15 protein-coding genes and 1 riboswitch are annotated in these 20,946 nt (G+C 47.4%); of the genes, 9 read left to right on the forward strand and 6 right to left on the reverse strand.

Features of this window, described 5'->3' with window-relative positions; genetic code table 11:
* Positions 1-306 precede the first annotated feature (306 nt).
* Positions 307-1,320 (forward strand): LD-carboxypeptidase, encoded by a 1,014-nt coding sequence (locus KDK17_RS14240; RefSeq protein ID WP_257254791.1) that lies wholly within the window; start codon positions 307-309, stop codon positions 1,318-1,320.
* A 63-nt stretch (positions 1,321-1,383) separates the two neighbouring features.
* Positions 1,384-1,490, forward strand: a riboswitch (yybP-ykoY riboswitch).
* 53 nt (positions 1,491-1,543) lie between these two features.
* Positions 1,544-2,584, forward strand: a complete 1,041-nt coding sequence (locus tag KDK17_RS14245) for a calcium/sodium antiporter (RefSeq protein WP_257288349.1) — start codon at positions 1,544-1,546, stop codon at positions 2,582-2,584.
* Positions 2,585-2,619: 35 nt separating this feature from the next.
* Here the strand turns inward: KDK17_RS14245 and nrdR are convergent, their stop codons facing one another.
* The 3 genes from nrdR to KDK17_RS14260 all read right to left on the reverse strand — a co-directional run bounded on the left by nrdR (position 2,620) and on the right by KDK17_RS14260 (position 5,064).
* A complete protein-coding gene (gene nrdR / locus KDK17_RS14250) occupies positions 2,620-3,081 on the reverse strand; it encodes a transcriptional regulator NrdR (RefSeq protein ID WP_257254793.1) in 462 nt (153 codons plus the stop codon).
* A gap of 148 nt (positions 3,082-3,229) precedes the next feature.
* Positions 3,230-4,483 carry a serine hydroxymethyltransferase gene (gene glyA / locus KDK17_RS14255; RefSeq protein WP_257254794.1) on the reverse strand — a complete coding sequence of 418 codons (1,254 nt, stop codon included), beginning with the start codon at positions 4,481-4,483 and terminating at the stop codon, positions 3,230-3,232.
* Between the two features lie 122 nt (positions 4,484-4,605).
* A complete protein-coding gene (locus KDK17_RS14260) occupies positions 4,606-5,064 on the reverse strand; it encodes a DUF29 domain-containing protein (RefSeq protein ID WP_257254795.1) in 459 nt (152 codons plus the stop codon).
* A gap of 195 nt (positions 5,065-5,259) precedes the next feature.
* On the opposite strand from KDK17_RS14260, the gene ettA reads away from it, so the two are divergent.
* The gene (ettA, locus tag KDK17_RS14265; RefSeq protein ID WP_257281301.1) at positions 5,260-6,927 is read left to right on the forward strand and encodes an energy-dependent translational throttle protein EttA; all 1,668 of its coding nucleotides are present in this window, start codon (positions 5,260-5,262) and stop codon (positions 6,925-6,927) included.
* A 228-nt stretch (positions 6,928-7,155) separates the two neighbouring features.
* Here the strand turns inward: ettA and KDK17_RS14270 are convergent, their stop codons facing one another.
* Entirely contained in the window at positions 7,156-7,650 is a 495-nt protein-coding gene (locus KDK17_RS14270) for a hypothetical protein (protein ID WP_257288342.1), read from the reverse strand.
* A gap of 395 nt (positions 7,651-8,045) precedes the next feature.
* Between KDK17_RS14270 and KDK17_RS14275 the strand changes: the two genes are divergently transcribed.
* On the forward strand, positions 8,046-9,890 hold the full coding sequence (locus KDK17_RS14275) for an RNA ligase family protein (protein WP_257288343.1): 1,845 nt from the start codon (positions 8,046-8,048) through the stop codon (positions 9,888-9,890).
* Between the two features lie 769 nt (positions 9,891-10,659).
* On the opposite strand, the gene KDK17_RS19640 is transcribed toward KDK17_RS14275, so the two are convergent.
* Complete coding sequence (locus KDK17_RS19640; RefSeq protein ID WP_368736468.1) at positions 10,660-10,812, reverse strand: IS1 family transposase; 153 nt, start codon at positions 10,810-10,812, stop codon at positions 10,660-10,662.
* A gap of 72 nt (positions 10,813-10,884) precedes the next feature.
* On the opposite strand from KDK17_RS19640, the gene KDK17_RS14280 reads away from it, so the two are divergent.
* Entirely contained in the window at positions 10,885-14,043 is a 3,159-nt protein-coding gene (locus KDK17_RS14280; RefSeq protein ID WP_306671294.1) for an FAD-binding and (Fe-S)-binding domain-containing protein, read from the forward strand.
* Between the two features lie 11 nt (positions 14,044-14,054).
* On the opposite strand, the gene KDK17_RS14285 is transcribed toward KDK17_RS14280, so the two are convergent.
* Positions 14,055-14,483: an Rrf2 family transcriptional regulator gene (locus KDK17_RS14285; protein ID WP_257281260.1), complete on the reverse strand. Its 429-nt coding sequence runs from the start codon at positions 14,481-14,483 to the stop codon at positions 14,055-14,057.
* Positions 14,484-14,578: 95 nt separating this feature from the next.
* On the opposite strand from KDK17_RS14285, the gene hmpA reads away from it, so the two are divergent.
* The 4 genes from hmpA (at position 14,579) to KDK17_RS14305 (ending at position 20,937) form a co-directional block, all read left to right on the forward strand.
* Positions 14,579-15,781: an NO-inducible flavohemoprotein gene (gene hmpA, locus KDK17_RS14290; RefSeq protein ID WP_257288344.1), complete on the forward strand. Its 1,203-nt coding sequence runs from the start codon at positions 14,579-14,581 to the stop codon at positions 15,779-15,781.
* A 165-nt stretch (positions 15,782-15,946) separates the two neighbouring features.
* Complete coding sequence (locus tag KDK17_RS14295; protein WP_257281258.1) at positions 15,947-17,668, forward strand: hypothetical protein; 1,722 nt, start codon at positions 15,947-15,949, stop codon at positions 17,666-17,668.
* A gap of 153 nt (positions 17,669-17,821) precedes the next feature.
* Positions 17,822-19,405 (forward strand): RING finger domain-containing protein, encoded by a 1,584-nt coding sequence (locus KDK17_RS14300; RefSeq protein ID WP_257288345.1) that lies wholly within the window; start codon positions 17,822-17,824, stop codon positions 19,403-19,405.
* Between the two features lie 209 nt (positions 19,406-19,614).
* On the forward strand, positions 19,615-20,937 hold the full coding sequence (locus tag KDK17_RS14305) for a hypothetical protein (RefSeq protein ID WP_257288346.1): 1,323 nt from the start codon (positions 19,615-19,617) through the stop codon (positions 20,935-20,937).
* The last annotated feature ends 9 nt before the right edge of the window (positions 20,938-20,946 follow it).

Here is a 20,946-nt window from a genome sequence, read left to right on the forward strand (position 1 = left end):
ATCTTCTAGTAATAATGCCCAGCATCATAGCCATTCAAACAGCATAAAGAAACAAGCGTTTAAAACTGAGTGATTCATGCATATTAATGAATGGATCAGTCGTTTTTGTCTAAACTAGCGACAGCGGCTTTCAGCCTGTAAGAGGTGTTTCATGGCTAAAAGCAAGCTCATACAAGTAATGAAAGAACCTGGTTAGCGCCCCTCCAAAGACGACATAACCTTTGATAAAACCTGCTGGAAAGGTGAGAAATTCAAAAATAAGTGAGGGGAAGACTCGGAAAACAAGACCTCCTGCTGGAGTAAACTATGAAAAAATTATTATTTATTATTGTATGCTGGCTTATTACCAGCCCTGTATTGGCATTACCAACTATTAAACCGCCCCCTCTGAATAAAGGCGATACCGTTGCCTTCATTTCCAGTGGCTTTCGTGTTAATGACGCTCAGGATGTGCAATTTGCAACAGAGCGACTTCAGGCATTGGGATTGAACGTTATCTATGGTAAAACGATTTTTCAACAGAGCGGATATTTTGCGGGTACTGATCAGGCACGTGCTGCTGATATTAATGACATGTTTGCCAACCCGGAAGTTAAAGCCATTATTGAGTTACGTGGTGGCTGGGGGTCGGCCAGAACACTGGAGTATCTCGACTTTCCTTTAATCAAAAAGAATCCCAAGATTTTTATGGGTTTTAGTGACATTACCACCTTGCTGTTAGCCATCTACCAGAAAACTGGCTTAATAACGTTTCATGGCCCGATGGCTGCGGCTTTTCCCTGGACGCAATACACCGTCAATTATTTGGAGAAAATTCTCTTTCAAGGTAATGCCATTACTATGGGTAACCCGATCATCAAAAGCGATGATTTAACCCGGACTATTGCGCGAATTCAAACTATTCACCCTGGCATTGCCACAGGGGAAATTCTGGGGGGCAACTTATCCGTGTTAGTTTCCATGCTGGGAAGCACCTATTTACCCAGTTTTAAAAATAAAATTCTGTTTTTGGAAGACACAGGTGAAGATGTTTATCAAATTGATCGCATGTTAACCCAATTACAAACTGCCGGTATTTTAAAAGAAATCTCTGGCTTTATTTTTGGTCAATGTACACATTGTAATGCCAAGGTTCCTTATGGCTCTTTCCGCTTGCAGGAAGTGCTGGAACAACATATTTCACCCTTGCAGATTCCAGCCTGGAATGGGGCAATGATTGGCCACCAGGATAATATATTTACCATTGCCGAAGGTGTAAACGTCCGTGTCGACGCGAGTGAGGGCACCATTGAGATGCTAGAGCCTGCTGTTAACCCCTGACCCGGAAATTTCAATCACTGCTTCGGTAATTCCTCTGGATATCGGCCTCTTAACTCAATATACTCACCCATCACTCGGGGGAGTAGCCTGCCTGGCAGACAGCAGGTGTATACGTCAACATCATTGGTCATTCGACTGTGGCGTATACGACAGTGTGGCAACACATTGTTTGGCGAGACTCGGTTGGCAGCACTGGTTTATGAGGGCCTGGTGATTGCTGACTGTGTCAGAAGCCCTCTCACCTATTGATATGATTGAAATTCTTTCCTTTGTTGCCGCTATAGCGGTGGGCTTTGTTGTTCTATCCACCAGCGCTGATCGTTTGATCGAAGTAGCTTCTACCCTGGCCTCTCGACTGGGTATGTCCATTCTCACCATTGGCATGACCATTGTTGCCTTTGGTACTTCAGCACCAGAACTTCTGGTATCTTCTGTTGCCGCACTGGACGGTTCTGCCGGTATTGCCATTGGTAATGCCCTTGGCTCTAACATCATCAATATCGGTTTGGTGCTGGCATTGTGCGGAATTATTTACCCCTTAGTAGTCAGCCGTCGCATTATTACCCGTGAGCTACCGCTTTTAGTGCTGGTCGTCGCTTTCGCAATGGCTCTAATGCTCGATGGCGACCTCAGCCAGATGGACGGCTTTATCCTGGCCGGGGCCCTGCTCGCTTATTGCTACTATCTGGCAAAACATTCCGGTGGTGACAATGAAGATGAAGACGAAGTGGTTATTCTCTCTATTTCTACCGCCCGCGCCGTTGTGGAAAGTCTGGTTCTGCTGGCCTTGCTTATGGGCAGTTCAAAATTGCTGGTTTGGGGTGCCAGTGAACTGGCCCGCTCATTCGGTATCAGTGAAATGATTATCGGCCTTACCGTCATCGCCTTCGGAACCAGTCTGCCAGAAATGGCTGCTGCTTTGGCCAGTGCCCGAAAGGGTCTGTTTGATCTGGTCATGGCCACGGTTATTGGCTCCAATATATTCAACCTGTTGGGGGTTCTGGCTTTTCCCGGGATTCTCAGCGGCGGACTGGCAATTGATTCATCGGTTCTACAGAGAGATGGTCTGGCAATGGCGGGGCTTACTGCGCTTCTGGCGATTTGCATAGTCACCAGTTTGGCAATGGATCGCGACGAAACAAGCTCATCATCCATGACCCTGGGAAGGGTCACTTGCAGCAGAGTACCGCGCTATAAGAGCGCCATTATTCTTGCTGCATTTACCACCTATATGGGTGTGCTGGCCCTATCTATCATTAGCTGATAAACGAAAACTCTGCACTGAGGTCAGCAATGACCTCAGTGCTTATCAGTCGTCTCCAGTCGTTCAATCTCTTCCCGGAATTCATTCAGATCCTTGAAGTGACGATAAACGGAGGCAAACCGGATGTAGGCGATTTCGTCGAGTTCCCGAAGTTCATGCATGACTTCTTCACCCAGAACCAGAGATTTGATTTCCCGCTCACCGGTGGCCCGGAGCCGAAGCTTGATACGGGTCACTGACTCTTCGATCTGTTCCATGCTGACAGGGCGTTTTTCCAGAGCCTTAGACATGCCCGCACGTAACTTTTCTTCATTGAAGGGTTCACGGGAACCATCTCTCTTGACCAGTCTGGGAATCAACAACTCTGCCATTTCATAAGTCGTAAATCGTTCACTGCAAGTCAAACATTCACGACGACGGCGCACCTGGTTTCCATCTGCCACCAGGCGGGAATCAATGACTTTGGTATCGACAGCGTTGCAAAAAGGGCAGTGCATGGGTAATGGAAACGTTCTTCAGAGTGAGTCTTCCATCATAATTCACCCTTGCAGAATTACCAACACTTTGCAGCAATGAAGCGAGAAGTGTGAGAAGCCCACTGACCCGTTTCAGATCAGCGGTCTTCAGTTGAAAAGCAGTCTCAGATTAGCTGTATACAGGCAGACGCTTGCAAATTGCCAGAACATTCACCTTTACATCCGCTACAACCTGCTCATTACCGATGTTTTCCAGTACGTCGCAGATCCACCCCGCCAGAGCAGCGGAATCTTCTTCGTTGAAACCACGGCGGGTAATGGCTGGAGTACCAATACGCAGACCACTGGTGACAAAGGGTGAGCGCGGATCGTTTGGAACCGCATTCTTGTTGACAGTAATGTTAGCTTCACCCAGTGCCGCTTCAGCGTCTTTACCAGTGTACTCTTTACCGATCAGATCCATCAGGAACAGGTGATCGTCGGTACCGCCAGAGACAATTTTGATACCACGCTCAAGCATCACGCGGGTCATCGCCTGAGCATTTCTCACAACCTGCTGCTGGTAAGTCTTGAAGTCATCGGACATCGCTTCCTTGAAGCAAACCGCCTTGGCTGCAATCACATGGCACAGAGGACCACCCTGAGACTCAGGGAATACAGCAAAGTTAAACTTCTTATTCAGCTCTTCATTATCGTTAGCCAAAATCAGGCCGCCACGGGGACCACCCAGTGTTTTGTGAGTAGTTGTCGTGACGACATCGGCAATGCCTACAGGAGACGGGTAAACACCAGCAGCCACCAGGCCAGCCACGTGAGCCATATCGACCAGCAGGTAAGCACCTACCTTGTCGGCAATATCACGGAAGCGCTGCCAGTCCACAACACGGGAGTAGGCAGAGAAGCCTGCAACGATCATTTTTGGCTTGTGCTCATCCGCCAGACGCTCAACTTCCTGATAGTCGATCTCACCGGTTTCAGGGTTCAGTCCGTACTGAACTGCTTCATAAATGCGACCGGAAAAACTGACCTTGGCACCGTGAGTCAAGTGGCCTCCGTGAGCCAGACTCATACCCAGAACCTTGTCACCGGGCTTAATCAGAGCCATGTAGACCGCCGCATTGGCCTGAGAGCCGGAATGAGGCTGAACGTTAGCGTAGCTGGCACCAAACAGCTCTTTAGCGCGATCAATAGCCAGCTGTTCAGTGACATCAACATGCTCACAGCCACCGTAGTAGCGCTTACCCGGGTAACCTTCTGCGTATTTATTGGTCAGGACAGACCCTTGTGCTTCCATCACTCTGGGGCTAGTGTAATTTTCGGAAGCAATCAGCTCGATGTGCTCTTCCTGGCGAACCGTTTCAGCATCGATAGCAGCCTTGAGTTCAGGGTCGAACTCAGCGATGGACATGTCCTTTCTGAACATTAATGATTCCTCGGAATGTTGCCTGTTAATGAGGTTTTTCGGCGACCATTCTAATACACCTGTTCAGGATTTCGTATCGAAAAAGTTTCATGTCAATTTGAGCAAGGCTCATGGGCCCTGACTTAACTTTCCGGCAGCCAGTCCTCAGTCATGATTTGCTCAAAGCTCCAGGGGCACTCAGCCGGGAAATCATCGGGCTTATATTTCATGTCAGCCGCTGCATCCCTCTTTGCAGACCGATAAGCTTTTGGTAAGACCTCATCAATCTTACTGTTTAGGCTGGGGTTATCTTCGAGAAGATCGAGGATGACGCCTCGTTGTTTAGCGACGCTGACCAGCCAGCTCCTGTACCAGTCCGTCATTGTGTGCTGATCGTCTTTTCCGGACTGTATTTGCCATTTGAGCAGGTGCAGGAGCAATTCTTTAGTACAACTGCGTAAAGCCTGATACTGAGCCTTGCCCATATCTTCAATTTCCTCTACCAGGTTGGCAATATCAAGCTCATCAAAGCGTCCTTGCTTAATCAACTCGGCCTGACGATAGGACCAGCTATAGAAGTCAGTGTCATACAGGTTTTCCATAAAAAATCCTCCATTGCCCTACCACTCTAGGCGTAAACCAGAAGGGAATCAAAATGGACTGCAGTTGCAGGCACCATTGCGGTCGGGATTTTGCCCGAGAGTTTGACATTATTGACAGTAGGTACGAGCATACAGAAAAGCCTCAAAAGTGCTATTATTCCGGGGTTTCAGTCAAACCTATTATGGATGCCTAAATTGTCACAATACGTCTATACCATGAATCGGGTGAGCAAGACCGTTCCCCCGAAGCGCCAGATTCTTAAAGACATTTCCCTCTCTTTTTTCCCCGGTGCCAAAATTGGTGTCCTGGGTCTGAACGGTGCCGGTAAGTCCACTCTGCTGCGCATCATGGCCGGTGTTGACCAGGAATTTGATGGTGAAGCCCGTCCGCAACCCAACCTGAAGGTTGGCTATCTGCCTCAGGAGCCTCAACTGACACCCGGTAAAACGGTTCGTGAAGTAGTGGAAGAAGCCCTGGGTGAAATCAAGGAAGCTCAGGACAAGCTGGAAGCGGTTTACGCCGCCTACGCCGAGCCAGATGCCGACTTTGATGCCCTGGCGGCAGAACAGGCCAGACTGGAAAACATTATTCAGGCGGCGGATGCCCACAACCTGGAGCGCAAACTGGACGTTGCTGCCGACGCCTTGCGTCTTCCTGAATGGGACGCTGTCGTAGACAAGCTGTCTGGCGGTGAACGCCGTCGTGTAGCACTTTGTCGCCTGTTGCTCTCCAGCCCCGAAATGTTGTTGCTGGACGAACCTACTAACCACCTGGATGCCGAATCAGTTGCCTGGCTCGAGCGCTTCCTTGTTGAATATCCGGGAACCGTTGTGGCTATTACCCACGACCGTTACTTTCTGGATAACGCAGCGGGCTGGATTCTGGAACTGGACCGTGGTCATGGTATTCCGTGGGAAGGTAACTACAGTGACTGGCTGGAGCAGAAAGAAGCTCGACTTGAACAGGAAAGCAAGCAGCAGGACGCTCATCGTAAAGCAATGCAGCAGGAACTGGAATGGTCACGCTCCAACACCAAAGGTCGTCAGTCTAAATCCAAGGCACGTCTGGCGCGCTTTGAAGAAATGCAGTCACAGGAATTTCAGGCCCGTAACGAAACCAACGAAATCTACATTCCACCTGGCCCGCGTCTGGGCGATAAAGTTCTGGAATTCAATCATGTTTCCAAAGGCTTTGGTGATCGCCTGCTGATCGACGACCTGAGTTTCAGCATTCCCAAGGGCGCTATTGTCGGTATTATCGGTGGTAACGGTGCCGGTAAAACCACACTGTTCAGGATGATTACCGGAGACGAACAGCCTGATTCCGGAACCATTGAACACGGTGAGACGATCAAAATCTCTAATGTTCAGCAGATGCGTGACGAGCTGAAAGATGACAAGACGGTTTTCGAAGCGATCTCCGATGGCCAGGACATCCTGCGCATCAATGGATACGAAATGCAGTCCCGTAAGTATATTGGTCGGTTCAACTTCAAAGGTGGCGACCAGCAGAAACGCGTGGGTGAACTCTCCGGTGGTGAGCGTGGACGACTGCAACTGGCAGCGACACTGAAAGAAGGCGGCAATGTACTACTACTCGACGAGCCCTCCAACGACCTTGATGTAGAAACCCTGCGTGCCCTGGAAGATGCACTTCTGGCTTTCCCGGGCTGCGCCATGGTGATCTCTCACGATCGCTGGTTCCTGGATCGTGTTGCTACTCATATCCTGGCGTATGAAGGCGATTCCAAAGTCACCTTCTTTGAAGGCAACTACACTGAGTACGAAGCCGATCGCAAGGAGCGCCTGGGTGAAGAAGCTGCAGGCCCCCACCGCATCAAATACAAGCGTATTGATGCTTGATTGTCAGACGTTTAGAGCGTAGCTTTCTGGCTACGCTCGCCCCACACCACCGCGTATGAGTCAACACTGCGTGATTCGTACGATTACGCCGCCATTGACCGAGGGACCTGAAAATAAGTCCACCAGCAATATTAAAAAAACCATCAATATCTGCTTCAGCCGAGCGGCAAAGACCCGGAAAGAACTGGAAGCATTTGTTCTATGTGCTCTCAATTTGTCGACTGCGCGCTAAAAGTTGCTGGCGTCATAGGGCCAGGGAACAAATTTGGCTTTGAACCTATAAAGTTCAGACATTGGATTTCCAGCGTTGAATAACGGCAGCTTTTCATCAAGTTTATTTGAGTAGTCGATAACACAATCAGTATTGTATCCACCCAGTTGCGAAACCTGTGAAATTATTTCATTTGGATCTGTCGTTCCATCCAACTGTCTTATTAATAGCCCCTCTTCGGAATTTTCGCCTGCGTATATCCTCATCCCCCTCCCTACAATGGAGAATGGTTCATCGGTTCCTAACTCTGTTGCAACCTTTAGTGCTGATCTTAATTTTATATAGTGGACTCTTTTTCCATTAATAGAAATTGGTGGCTTCAACCTGAATTGCTGTTCGTAAAATAGCGATCCTTCATTATTTTGAACACACTCCATTGTCTTCGTTGCGAAAGCTCCTGATGACGTGCTCATCATAATAGCTACTGACAATATCAGCCTGAGTCTGAACATCTTCTATACCTTTTTACAAAAAATGTAAGGGTGGTACAGATTCTATTTTTTTCAATAGCAGCTAACGATTCTGTAGAAAAAGAAGATAAGAACAACTGCTTCTGGATTGTTCTCAATCATTGCCTGAACTCACTTTGTATGACTTCACATCACTGCTGACCTATAAAGGTTATTCATTTATGAGGAGGCAGACTTTTCTTTTGATAGCACCCATGCCGCTTTATCCATTGACTCGCTGCGCGCTTCAGCATAGTAATGAGGCAATGGGACAAAAAATCAATCAGCACTTAAGTACCTTTTTCAGGCCCTGAACATTTAATTCTGAGTGAGCGTAGAGCTTTCCAGAGAATAGGCTAATCTTTTCAACTCTGCTGATGAACTCAGGATTGACGACGATGCTTTTTAGGGTACTCAATGGCCTGTCTCTTGGTGTGCTGTCCATTATTACAGGCTCAATACTTTCAAATAATGCACAATCTTCCGAGGCTGTTTTTGTTGGGAGAATGGGAGGGTTGGAAGTTCAGGTTCAGGGAGATAAAGCCCTGTTTAGAAACAACGAATTAATTCATAACAGCAATCCTTTGTCTCTGGCAATGAATAATAAAGGTGTTCAAAAAATAGAAATAGAACCAGACAAGATAGAAATTTACACCTACAAAAACAACTTGCCAGACACTATTTATTTTCCACTACTGATTGAACCAACCCCAACGGCCTCAGGCATTCAAAGCATTGACCAAACCAGAGGATTTCAACTACTGAACGACAGCGTCATATCACTGGCAACCACTGTAATCGATAAAACCATAGTTCTTCCAACGCCCACACTGAATTACTTGCCAACGGAATACAACCCTAAAACGATCACTCACTCTGAGATAGAGCTTTATCAGGAGACTCAACATACGTTTTATGCGACTGCCTCTATCCCTATGTTACCTCCTGTGTCCTCAGTAGCGTCCGGGGGAGATTATATTGACCTTGACTTTGAAGCACCGGATACCATCAGGGTTTACCCAAAAGGAAAAGACAATAGTTCCGAATCCGGTTTTTTTGAGCAGATTATCAGAAAAGTGGCTGATAGCCCTGAGAAAAAAAACGACAATGACAGGCAACAGGAAAAGCAGACAACCACTTCGTCTACACAAAGTGATGCCACCAACTCAGAAAGCACTACTACCACAACAACAAACTCCTCTACCGGAGCCGAAGCTGCTTCAACTTCCACGCTTCGATCAGAAGCCTCAGCCTCGGATGAAGATGCGGATGAAACGCTCAAAAAACCTTTATCCGAACAATTCAATTCCTATCACTCAATAGAAAACAGTTCGAATCAAAAGGTCCTTGATGCCATCAGAGCACTCATTGAAGAAAATGATGAGCACGACCTGCCATGGGTAGTACTTGAAAAAATTCATGGCTGTAATTACAGCTTCTGGACTGATGGCACCGTTGTCAGGGTGGGTAGGAGGAATGACTGGGTGGGCGATGATGAAAAGTTTTTTAATCACCGCCCAGTATATGAACAATACAGAGAAATGATTCTTGATATGTACCGAAAGTTCTGTAAAGAAGGAGACATTTTAAATGTCACGGGCGAACTCTATGGCAAATCTATACAGAAACAAATTTTTTACCAGGACAATATCAAATTTGCAGCTTTCGACATTTTCGTCAACAAACAAAAAATAGATTATAACACTTTTAAACAATGGACTTTGGCGACGGGTATCCCTACCGTTATAGAGTTAAAAATGTGTGACTCCTTTGAAGACGCTCTTTCTTACAACCCGGTTTTTAAAAGTCTTCATAGTCAAACTGCTGACATTGCAGAAGGTGTTGTCATTAAACCTGTTGAGCCCAAATTTTTAAAATATCATCAACCCGTTATTTTAAAAATAAAAAATTCGAACTTTGATGAAACCAATTCAAAAAAAGCATTACCTAAAACTAAAAAAGTCCAACACATCAGTGAAGAAAACCAGATTCTACTTGCTTCACTTCTTGCAAAAGTTACAGAAAACCGTCTTGATTCCGTTACTTCCAAGTCAGGTGAATTAACAAAAAAGAACAATAATAAAATCAGAGGCGAATTTCTTCAGGATATTTTAGATGAATATAAAAGAGAAAATGAGTTAACCGCAAAGGATAAAGTGAACGATGTTAAGCAGTGGAAGCTTTTAATTGGGGAATTATTTAAAGCAATAAATGAACTTATACGGCCTAAGACATATCAATAAATGAGTAAAATTATTGAGTTGTTCCCACGCTCCTGAGGGTGTTGCAAAACCGTTAAGCTACCTCATGAGCGTGAGAACGAGACAACATCAGCTTGCTCGAGTATTTTTTTTGAAGCTCTTTCCCAACAGCTGCATAATTTTCAAGGTCATAAACAGAAGACTGAAACGATGTTTTTTAATCACTAAAAATAATCATTATAAAAATTTATGTGCCTTGTAATATCGCTGCAATTAAGATCTTTATCTTGATAACTCAAGCTCAGTGTTATATTGACCAATATAATAAGAGCAGTATCATTGCCATACTCGTTAATCCAGACCAACAGGCTATCTAACAATTCATCATTCCCGAGAACTCTTGATAAAACATTGAACCTTTCAGAAAAAATCAATATCGAATCATCGAAAATAGCTTTTAGTATTATCCCTACTAATGACCGTTTCTGTGATGGGGTATAAAAAACGTCCTCTATTATATATTCAATCCAGACGCTAATCCCGGTAGTACTCTTTTGTCTAAGAAGAATATCTTCTAAAAGAAGATCACACGATACATTCAGTGGCATAAAAAAAACAACAAACAACACAATCGATTTAACATTCAACATCAGGCAGATCCCCAATACTCATTTTTGAGAGCTGTACGTTTAACGCCTGCTTCAAGTCCTCCATGTATCAAAATAGAAATCGCCCTATTTATCGACGACTCTCACTATATGAAAACCGATGGAAAGAGACTGTAATGGATCGTTACTCTGAAGAAATGATTTCAGCGGCTCAGCTTAAAAGAGAGAAACCGGCAGTGCTTCATAATAGCTGATAGATTCATTGAGATGAATTCAACAATGACCCTATTGTGAATCTCTGCTGGCTTGGAAAAGCAAATAGTCCTGCGGGTTAGACTGTTTAACCAGGTTCTCAGCGTTCTGACTTCTGACTGTTATTTCCTCTAAACCTGAATGAGCAAAAATCCCCACTGACTAAAGACTGTTAATTGCGTACAATACGCAGTCCGAGAAACGTCACCTTCGCTTCGCAAGACGATAAAACAGCAGAGCCCGGGAGTAGGAAAGTGATCAGCAAACTGAACCAACAGGCCGTCAATGCCAACAGCGCAGAAGGGACGCTGTATCAGAACTTTGCCGATCGGTTGGCCAGCTCCGGATTCCAGGGCGATATAGAGCTGGGTTATGCAGAACGGACTGTGCTGGCCACCGACAACTCGATCTATCAGGTGTATCCGGAAGGTGTCCTGTACCCCAAAGGCACTGAAGATCTGAGCAAAATGCTGTCATTGGCCAATGCACCTTCTTTCCAAACTATTGTGCTCTCTCCGAGGGGAGGGGGTACCGGCACTAATGGCCAGTCACTCACCTCGGGATTTATGGTAGACACCAGCCGCTATATGAATCAGGTTCTGGAGATCAATCCTGAAGAGCGCTGGGCGAGAGTTCAAAGCGGCACCGTCAAAGACCATCTGAATGACCTGGCCGCCAGGCACGGTCTGTTTTTCGCCCCGGAACTGTCCACCAGCAACCGGGCTACGATCGGCGGCATGGTAAACACCGATGCCAGTGGTCAGGGATCGGTTGTCTATGGCAAAACCCGCCACCACGTCCTGGAACTGACTTCAGTCTTCGCTGATGGCACCGTGTGGAACTCATCGCCTCTGACAGAACAGGAGCTTGACGACATCTGTCAACGTGAAGACCGTGCAGGGCAGATTCACAAAACGCTGATTGAAGCCTATAACCAGAACAAAGAGCGAGTCGAAGCCGTTTTTCCAAAGCTCAACCGAAATTTGACCGGTTATGATCTGGCCAATATCCGCAGAAAAGACCCTGTGAACCCTGAAGACTCTGGCAAGTTTGATCTCAATGCCATTCTCTGCGGTTCCGAAGGGACACTGGCCATGATCAGTGAGATTAAGGTCAACCTTCTGCCAATACCCGAAACCTCAGCACTGGTTCTGGTGTTCTATTCAAGCTTTCAGGAATCGCTGAGGGATGCCCGGTCTCTTATGCAAGCCACCCCCAGCTCTGTTGAGACCATTGACTCCAAAGTCCTGTCGCTCGCCAAAGCAGACAGTGTCTGGGAGACCGTGAAAGCCTATTTCCCGGATGATATTAACCGGATTGACGGCATTAACTTTGTTGAATACACCGGACAATCGGAAGCCGATATTCAGGAAGGTATTGAGCGCTTGAAAGCGGAGCTGAACAAGCCTTCGGAAATCCAGCGGGTGGGTCACAGCATTGTGACAGGCACCCCAAACGTCAAAAAGATCTGGAATATGCGCAAGCAGTCCGTGGGCCTGTTGGGCAACATGGAAGGCGACGCACGACCTATACCCTTTGTAGAAGACGTAGCCGTGCCACCAGAGAATCTGGCTGCTTTTATCGCTCGCTTTCGGGCTTTGCTCGATAGTCATAACCTGTCTTATGGCATGTTTGGTCATGTCGATGCAGGGGTTCTCCACGTTAGACCCGCTATCGACATGAAAGATGTGCAACAGGAGGTTCTGGTCAGAACGATCAGTGATGAAGTTTCTGCACTGGCAAAAGCGCATGGTGGTGTTCTCTGGGGAGAACATGGCAAAGGCGTTCGCTCTGAATACGCACCCGACTTTTTCCAGGATCTTTACCCGGTACTGCAAAACATTAAAAGTGCTTTCGACCCCCATAATCAGCTGAATCCGGGGAAAATAGCGACCCCCTCCACCCGGGCCTCAGAAACTCTGCTGAAGATTGACGGTGTGCAAACCCGTGGCCAGCTTGACAGAACCATCGAAAGAAAGGCCTTCGAGGTTTTTACCCGAGGCATGTACTGCAATGGCAATGGTGCCTGCTTCAATTACAACCCCAACAGCGCCATGTGTCCAACCTGGAAGGCCACTCTGGATAGAACTCAATCACCCAAAGGTCGTTCAGGACTGGTACGTGAATGGCTGAGACTGCAGAGCACATCGGGCAGCAATATCTCTGAAGCAATCGGCGAGGCACGCCAGTCCGGACATTTCTATAATGCCTTGGATAAGACCCGTAACAGCATTGACAAGCTGCGGGGCAAAGGAGATTTCAGCCATGAAGTCTACGAAGCTCTGGACAGCTGTATGAGCTGTAAATCCTGTGCAGGTCAATGTCCTGTTCAGGTGAATGTGCCTGATTTGAGATCCCGGTACTTTGAGCTCTACCACACTCGCTACCTGCGTCCCGCCAAACATCACGCTGCTGCCATGCTGGAGCCCATGCTGCCGGCACTGGCAAAAGCCAAATCCGTTTATAATCGGGTAGCCAGCTCGGGTTTGATGAACAAGCTTTCGGCTAAAACATCAGGTCTTCAGGATCTACCGGCTATCACCAGTGCATCGCCTTTGGAAGACAGTTGTCGTTCTGGTGCTTCTGTGGCTTCAGACAGTCTGCTGGCTTCCATGACAGAAAAAGAGCTGGCTCGAACGGTGGTGATTGTCCAGGACGCCTTTACCAGTTTTTTCGAAACCCCGGTACTGACTGATCTGGTGGAGCTGTTAGTCAGACTTGGGTATCGCCCCCTGGTTGCACCTTATAAACCCAACGGAAAAGTACTGCATGTCTATGGCTTCCTGGGACGCTTTGAAAAAGTCGCAAAAACCAATGCCAGGGCACTCAAAAAGCTGGCCGATAAGGGCGTAGCCCTGATCGGGATTGATGCCGCCGTTACTCTGACTTACCGGGATGAGTATCATGAGATCATGGGTGAAGAGGCTCCTGAAGTGCAATTACTCTCGGAATGGTTCGCCAGTCAGGCGGATACTATTCGTGAGCTTCAGTTAAACCTGAGTGGTGAGTTCAAGCTGCTGGGTCACTGTACGGAGACCACCAATGCACCTGCTGCACCGGCACAATGGCAAAAGCTGTTTTCCGCCTGTGGACTAAAACTGACATATCAGGCAACTGGCTGTTGCGGCATGGCGGGCATCTATGGGCACGAAACCCGCAACCAGAAAACGTCCCGAAAGCTATACGACATGAGCTGGAAGCCTGTAGTGGAGAGTCCTGAAAACCAAGGCCAACTCGTGGCTACAGGCTACTCCTGCCGAAGTCAGGTAAAGCGTTTTGGGGATACCGAGATTCCTCACCCGGTTTCAAAGCTGCTGGCCTTAATGGACGGGTAGAATAATCGTGCTCAACCCACTGCCAACAGCTCTGACAACTCATGACGATTTCCAATCAGATCAGCAAGCGTGTAACCATCCAGAACCGCCATGAATGCAGCCATGGCATCAGCTAAAACCCTTTTTAAACGACAAACATCTGATATACGACACGCTGGCTCATCACAGTCCACCAATACCAGGGTGGATTCCATCATTCTCACCAACACCCCCAGGTTGATATCTTCAGCAGAACGTCCCATCCGGAAACCACCACCTTTACCACGGATTGTTGACAGATAGCCTTCCTGACCCAGCCGCTGGACAATCTTCATGACATGATTTCGCGAGAGATCATACACCTCTGTCACTTCCTGAATTGAGATCAACCGGAGCCTTGGCTGTAAAGCCGAGTAGATCAGGATTCTCAGCGCATAATCGGTTTGTTTGGTCAATTTCATGGGGGCTATAGACTTTTTTTAAAGATGCATCTAGGATGCACCTAATAAAGATGCATTACAAATACATCTTTTAAAGGACCCATTTGGAGCTCCCCATGAACCTGAGTGAAAAGACCATCTGCATCGTCAAAGCCACTGCCCCAGTTATGGCTGAATGTGGCGAAGCGATTACCCGCCACTTTTATCAGCGTCTGTTCAGCCATCATCCTGAACTGCTGAATATTTTCAACGCTTCCCACCAGAAGACAGGGCGTCAACAAGCCGCTCTGGCAGCGGCTGTCTATGGCTACGCTGCCCACATTGATAACCCGGGAGCACTGAGTAACGCCATACAACGTATTGCCCACAAGCATGCCAGCTTTAATGTCAACCCCGAACACTACCCTATCGTAGGTGAACACCTGCTGGCAGCAGTGGCCCATGTTCTGGGTGATGCTGCAACGGGCGAGATTCTTGAAGCCTGGGGAGAGGCGTATCACTTCCTGGCCAATATCTTTATCGAAATGGAAGAAAGTATTTATCAGGAAAGTGAGGGCCAAAAAGGTGGCTGGCGCGGTACCCGCACATTCAGAGTGACCCGAAAAGTGAAAGAGAGTGATCTGATCACTTCCTTCTACTTTGAGCCAGTGGACGGAAAACCCGTCGCCGACTTTAAACCGGGACAATACATCGGCCTCTACATAACCCCGGAAAACAGTGTTAACCGTTGTATCCGCCAGTACAGCCTGTCCGATGCGAGTAACGGCAAAAGCTACAGAATTTCGGTAAAACGCGAAGGAAGTGGAGATATTCAAGGCCATATTTCTAACTACCTGCACGACCATGTACAAGAAGGTGATGCAGTAGAACTGAGCCCTCCGGCCGGAGACTTTTTTCTGGATACCCGCAATCAAAGCCCGGTCGTTCTGCTCAGCGGCGGTGTCGGTGTCACACCGCTACTCAGTATGTTGAATACCCTGACAGCCTCAAATATTTCAGAACCTGTTCGTTTTGTTCACAGTGCAATAAACGGCAGTGTTCATGCTTTTTTTGATCATGTAAGCACTCTGGCAGAGCAACGTGACAATATTGAACAGATTGTTTTCTATGATCAGCCTGAGGAAGGTGATCAGAACTATGATCATGCTGGCCGTACTGACCTGAACCTGATTCGTGAACAGATAGAAATACCGGGGGCTCACTACTACTTTTGTGGTCCGTTGGGCTACATGAACATGGTCAACGAGACGCTCCTGGGCTGGGGTGTGCCACCAGCAAACATTCACTATGAGGTATTTGGTCCTCACAAGAACATCTGACCTTTGCTGGAGAGAGCTAAATGCGCTCTCCTCCTGACGCTTTTTTGTCAGTTCCCCCACCTGCTTATAGTTATGGGTTACCAAGGCTGATTTCTGACACTTATATGGCTTCCTCTTTTGTTGCTAGATTCTTGATAGAGAAGCATTAAAACAGGGAAGTAAGCGATGACTCCAGGTCTTTATGAACAGGTTCGAGATCTTACTCTGGATCAAAAAAAGTTTTCACCGGGTACCAAGGTTGGACTCAACAGCGAATACGAATTGGTGGAAGTGGTAACCAGCTATAAAGACTGGATTGTCACCCACCCAGCCCCGGTACGCCTCAGAAACCTTCTTGGCTCACTGATTCAATCAGCTCACAATGTGAATCAGCACCTCAACCTCAGTGATCGTTGTGCCTCAACGCTTGAAGCAAAGGTAGCGGGAGAACTGCACTTCTCGATACTGACCGGACAGGTCGCAGAGTTCCTGAAAACCCCCGCCTGTCAGATCATACGCACCAGAGAGCAGCTAAATAAAGCACTGCAAGCTTCTGTCCGGGCCAAAAAGCCCGAGAAGAATCTTCAGGACAAGCTGAAAAAAGCAATGCATGAAAGCTTTTCAAGATTCTATGACTTTATGGACACCAGTGATCTTAACCAGCTTGTCGGATTCTATAGAGCAGCACTGCTTGAATGGCTGGACGAATTCCGTCATCAATGCGCCTGTCAGGGCGACCTGAACAATGTGTATCAGGCCACCCGGAACAGTGTTGATGTGTTCACCAGAAACCTTATCACTGAGATACCGCCTTCTAATGCGGGGGCTGTTGATTATGGTGCAGAAGCTGTGTGGCATGGGTGGGGTGAAAATGCCGAATCACTGCGTGAAATGGATGGCTGGTTACAGGCAGCCCAAGCTGAAGATCTGGAAAAGCTGCTAACAAAAATCCGTCAGGATAAAGACCTTGGTGAGAGGTTTCTGAAAGTCAGGGAGCCTGAACTCAGATCCCGTCTGGCAAAACGCCCTGACGCCGTTGCCAGAAATCTGCTGGGCATGAAACTTTCTCTGGATGATCATCTTCTATGCACTCTAAAGCGGCAGCGCAAGAAACAAGATCCCCTTTATCAAATCTTAGTCTCTGTCGCCATGCAACAAAGCGCCGAGATTATCCCCCGACTGCCACAGAATGATCCTGACATGTTGGGCCTTAGTCTTTATTTGAAATACCCGAAAGTGCTGGCTCGATGTAAGTCGACTCTGGTGCATCAACTCATTTTTCTGATTCAACTCAGCCCGGAAATGGAAGAGCAGCATATTGCCGTGGCTGCTCAACACTATCTGAGGCATCATGAAGGTTTGATGATGGTTCAGTCACCGATTTTTTACAAAGCCGCCCGAGATACACTACTGCTATCTGACTTTACTCTGACAGAGTCCATTACCCTGGCGTTTATCAAACAGTATCCAAAAGCTGCTCTGGACATTGAGCCAGCTCTTTTTAAACAATTACTTACTCACCCTGAACTGGTCGACTTCTGGCCTGTGTTTATCACAGAAAATGCGACCCGGCTCAGTGTTGAAAACTGGCAACAGCTCTTTTCTGGAAATCTTCCCGGATTTCATAAATTGATTACCCGACAAATTTCTGCAACACCGCCACTGGTTTGCCGATTCCCCAACGCTTTCACCGCTCAGTTAAAGAGCTTCTTGAAAAACAACCCGGATGTCTTAAGCAAAGTGCTGAAATTACCCAGACAAGTGGAGAATGCTGGTTACAGAACGTTGATAGCCATCGCCAAATCACTCTCTTTTGAAGTTGACATCCTCCCCGACGTCAAACCCGACCCGGGGAGCCTGACATCAGGCAGGCCAACGCTGCTTAATGACCAGACTCAACAACATTAAAAATTGAAAACAGGAGAAAATAGTTTACCTCCTCGATAAGTAAAATATATGAATGTCCTTTTTATTGTTCTTTTTATTGTTTTCTTGATCTAAAAACTTTCTGGTCTAGCCTTTTCATTTCAAAAAAACGAAATAGTTATTAAGGATAAACTCTTGAAAGAAGCATTTTCTGCGGCACTGCTGTTCTTGCTAGTGTCATTGTCCATTATCTGTTGCGCCGAGCCGGGCGACAGCGCCCTGAGCGCCAAACCTTATTCGATACCGGTCGAAGCATTTGTCGCCGTTGGCATGGTATTGAAAAACTATTGGAACCCCAATTCATTGCTGTTCAACCCGACGAATCAACCGGGGGCCAGTCAGGATCATCCGTTTGCCATCACCACTATGGTACTTCCCGGACCGGGTCAACAAAAGAATGACCAGCAAAGCCAGGCATCAGCATCATCCGGTCAGCAAGCCTCAGGAACAACCAGCCGCCTTAAAAGATTTTTCGCCAAGTTCCTGCCTAACCGCAGCGACGGTGATGGAAACCCCGAACAACACCAACATACTTACGGTTTAAATTGTTACGCCGATTCCTGCAATGGCGTTTGTCGATTCCGACCACCCTCCGATAGCGAAAGGCTAGATGAAGCAGATGACACAGATGACACAGATGACACAGATGACACAGATGAAAAGTGCATTATATGTTTTGAACCCCTTCAAAAAGAGATGACTGTGGTTCTTCACTGTTGTTCGATTAAAATTAGCACAAAGTGTTTAAGGAGATTAGCGCCAACGAGAGGCTGCCCAATGTGCAGAAGAGATCTGCATTCATTATTACAACCAGAGGATTTTCCAGTAAGCGCAGAGGCACAGCAGGACTTATCAGATTCTTATAACGAGCCCCCGGGTGCCACTGCCTCACAAACAGCCTCCTTCGTTATCCCTCCTGACTACGTTGAAGGCCTTGAACAACACCAACATACTGTCGGTTTAGATGGTTACGTCGATTCTGCTAATACCGCTTGTCGATTCCAAACACCATCCGATAGCGAAAGGCTGGCTGAAGCAGATGAAGCAGGCGAGGAGTGCCCTATATGTTTTAGCCCGCTTAAAAAAGAGACGACTGTTGCTGTTCCCTGTTGTTCAAAAAAAATTGACTCAGACTGTTTAAGAAGATTGCCAACGAGTAGCTGCCCATTTTGCAGAGCAGATTTGTTTTTTCTGGCTGAAACACCGGATTTTTCTCTAAGTGAAGCACGTGAGACTTGCCCTATATGCCTTGAAATGCTTGGCGATGATACGATTGTTACTCCCTGTTGTTCGCAAAGAATGGACAGATATTGTCTACTGAACGCTTTAGTATGTTCGGGACGCTGCCCGCTGTGCAGAACAGACATTTATTCAGTATTACAATCATTAGGTTTTGCAACAGGCGCAGAGGCACGGCCGAGCTTAACAGTTTCTTTTAGCGAGCCCCAAGGTGACATTCTCTCACAGACGGTCTCTTCCGATATGACTGCGAGGGCAAGCGTGCTGGTCTGTGACGTGCCCGTATTCGGCGGTCGCTGCCTGAAGACCTGTAAAAATGCCCGAGCCCTGTTGCAACACAAATCAAGAGTACACACCGAGCATGCAATCTGTGATGAAACAGTGATCGGGCAGGATGGCCAGCAGCGACCATGCGGGGCGATCTGCAAAAATCGCCAAGCCCTGATAGCTCACAAAAAGGGATACCACGGACGGCGATGAACCTGTGATGTGCCCGTGCCCGGGTGACTGCCAGCCCGGTCACTGATCTGACACCCGTCCTCTCAGGAAATTATGTCCGGCGCACACTTTGATTTTTAACTGAGTTTTCTAATTGAAGTTCTTTGATAGAGGTTCTTTAACAGAAGGCCTTTTAAAGAAACATCCACTGATCTTGTTATTGGTCTACTTTGCACGTAAAGAAAAGTTGTATGGACATAATGATGAAAAAAACACTTTCTACGATGTTTCTTTTTCTGCTGCTCCCGTTGTCTGTGATTTGCCAGGCCGAAATTGTGACAAGACGTTTTGTTGTCGAGCTGTTACAGAATCAGGATACAGCTTCTCCGGACCAGGTCTTTTCTACAAAGCGTGACCTGAATACATTGTCAGGCAGCTCATTAGACATCGACAACACAAACGACTTTACAGGCCCTGATTTTCCGGCTGATGACAATCTACATGGATTTAATGGTTACGGATTAGCAACAACCTTTATTAAGTCGATTTCGTGGCAATTGCTTTATGCCACTCCCCTGCTGGTTGCTTACGAACTGGCTCTGACCACCCATGAAGCCCCCCCGGGCTCCAAACCTTATTCGTGGCTACCTGGAGAAGCATTGATTGCCGTTGGCTGGCTTTTGAAAAGCTATTGGAACCCCAATTCATTGCTGTTTAGCCCGATGGATCAACCGGAGGGAAGTCAGGATCATCCGTTTGCGATCACCACTTCGGGGCTCAGCGAACAGGGTGAACAAGATAATGGTCCACCAAACCAGCCACCTGCATCATCCGATCAGCAGGCTTCAGGAACAACCACACAGTCTACAGGTTTTTTCACCAACCCTCTAAATTACGGCTCTGACGACGGTAACGAAGACCCTCAACAACAGCAGCATACTTTTGCTTTAAACTGTTTCGTCCATCCCTGTCATGGCGTTTGTCGATTCCGACCACCCTCCGCTAGCGGAGGGCTGGATGAAGCAGATGAGGAGTGCCCTATATGCACTGAAATGTTTAGAAATGAGATTGTTACTCCCTGTTGTTCGAAGAGAATTGACACGCATTGTTTACGAAGGGCGTTTCTTAGCACTCCGGGATCGTCAACGAAAACCTGCCCATTTTGCAGGGAAGACCTGTCTTGGTTAGCACAATCACCGGCCTTTTCAGTAAGCGAAGAGGCACAGCAGGGCTTGGCAGATCCTTTTCACGAGCCCCCAGGTAACAGCTCTTCACAAACGGACCCTTTCGTTTTTGCTAGCGGGCAAAGAATCTGTGAGGCGCCCATAATGGGCGAGGATGGTCAGATTCGGCCATGCGGGGTGCTCTGCCCAAGTGCTAAAGACCTGAGCTATCACAATTTCAGAATGCACACCAAACAACGAATCTGTGGAGAAACAGCAACCGGCGTGAATGGCCGGGAGCGGCAATGCAAAAGGGTCTTCAGGAATTCAAAAGCCCTGGCGAAACACAAAGCAAAATACCACAGAGAGCGACGAGCCAGTGACGTGAGATCGCAATATGAGAACCTCTGAGTTGGAGCC

The sequence above is a fragment of the Endozoicomonas sp. SESOKO2 genome, assembly GCF_024606245.1.
Taxonomy (GTDB): domain Bacteria; phylum Pseudomonadota; class Gammaproteobacteria; order Pseudomonadales; family Endozoicomonadaceae; genus Endozoicomonas_A.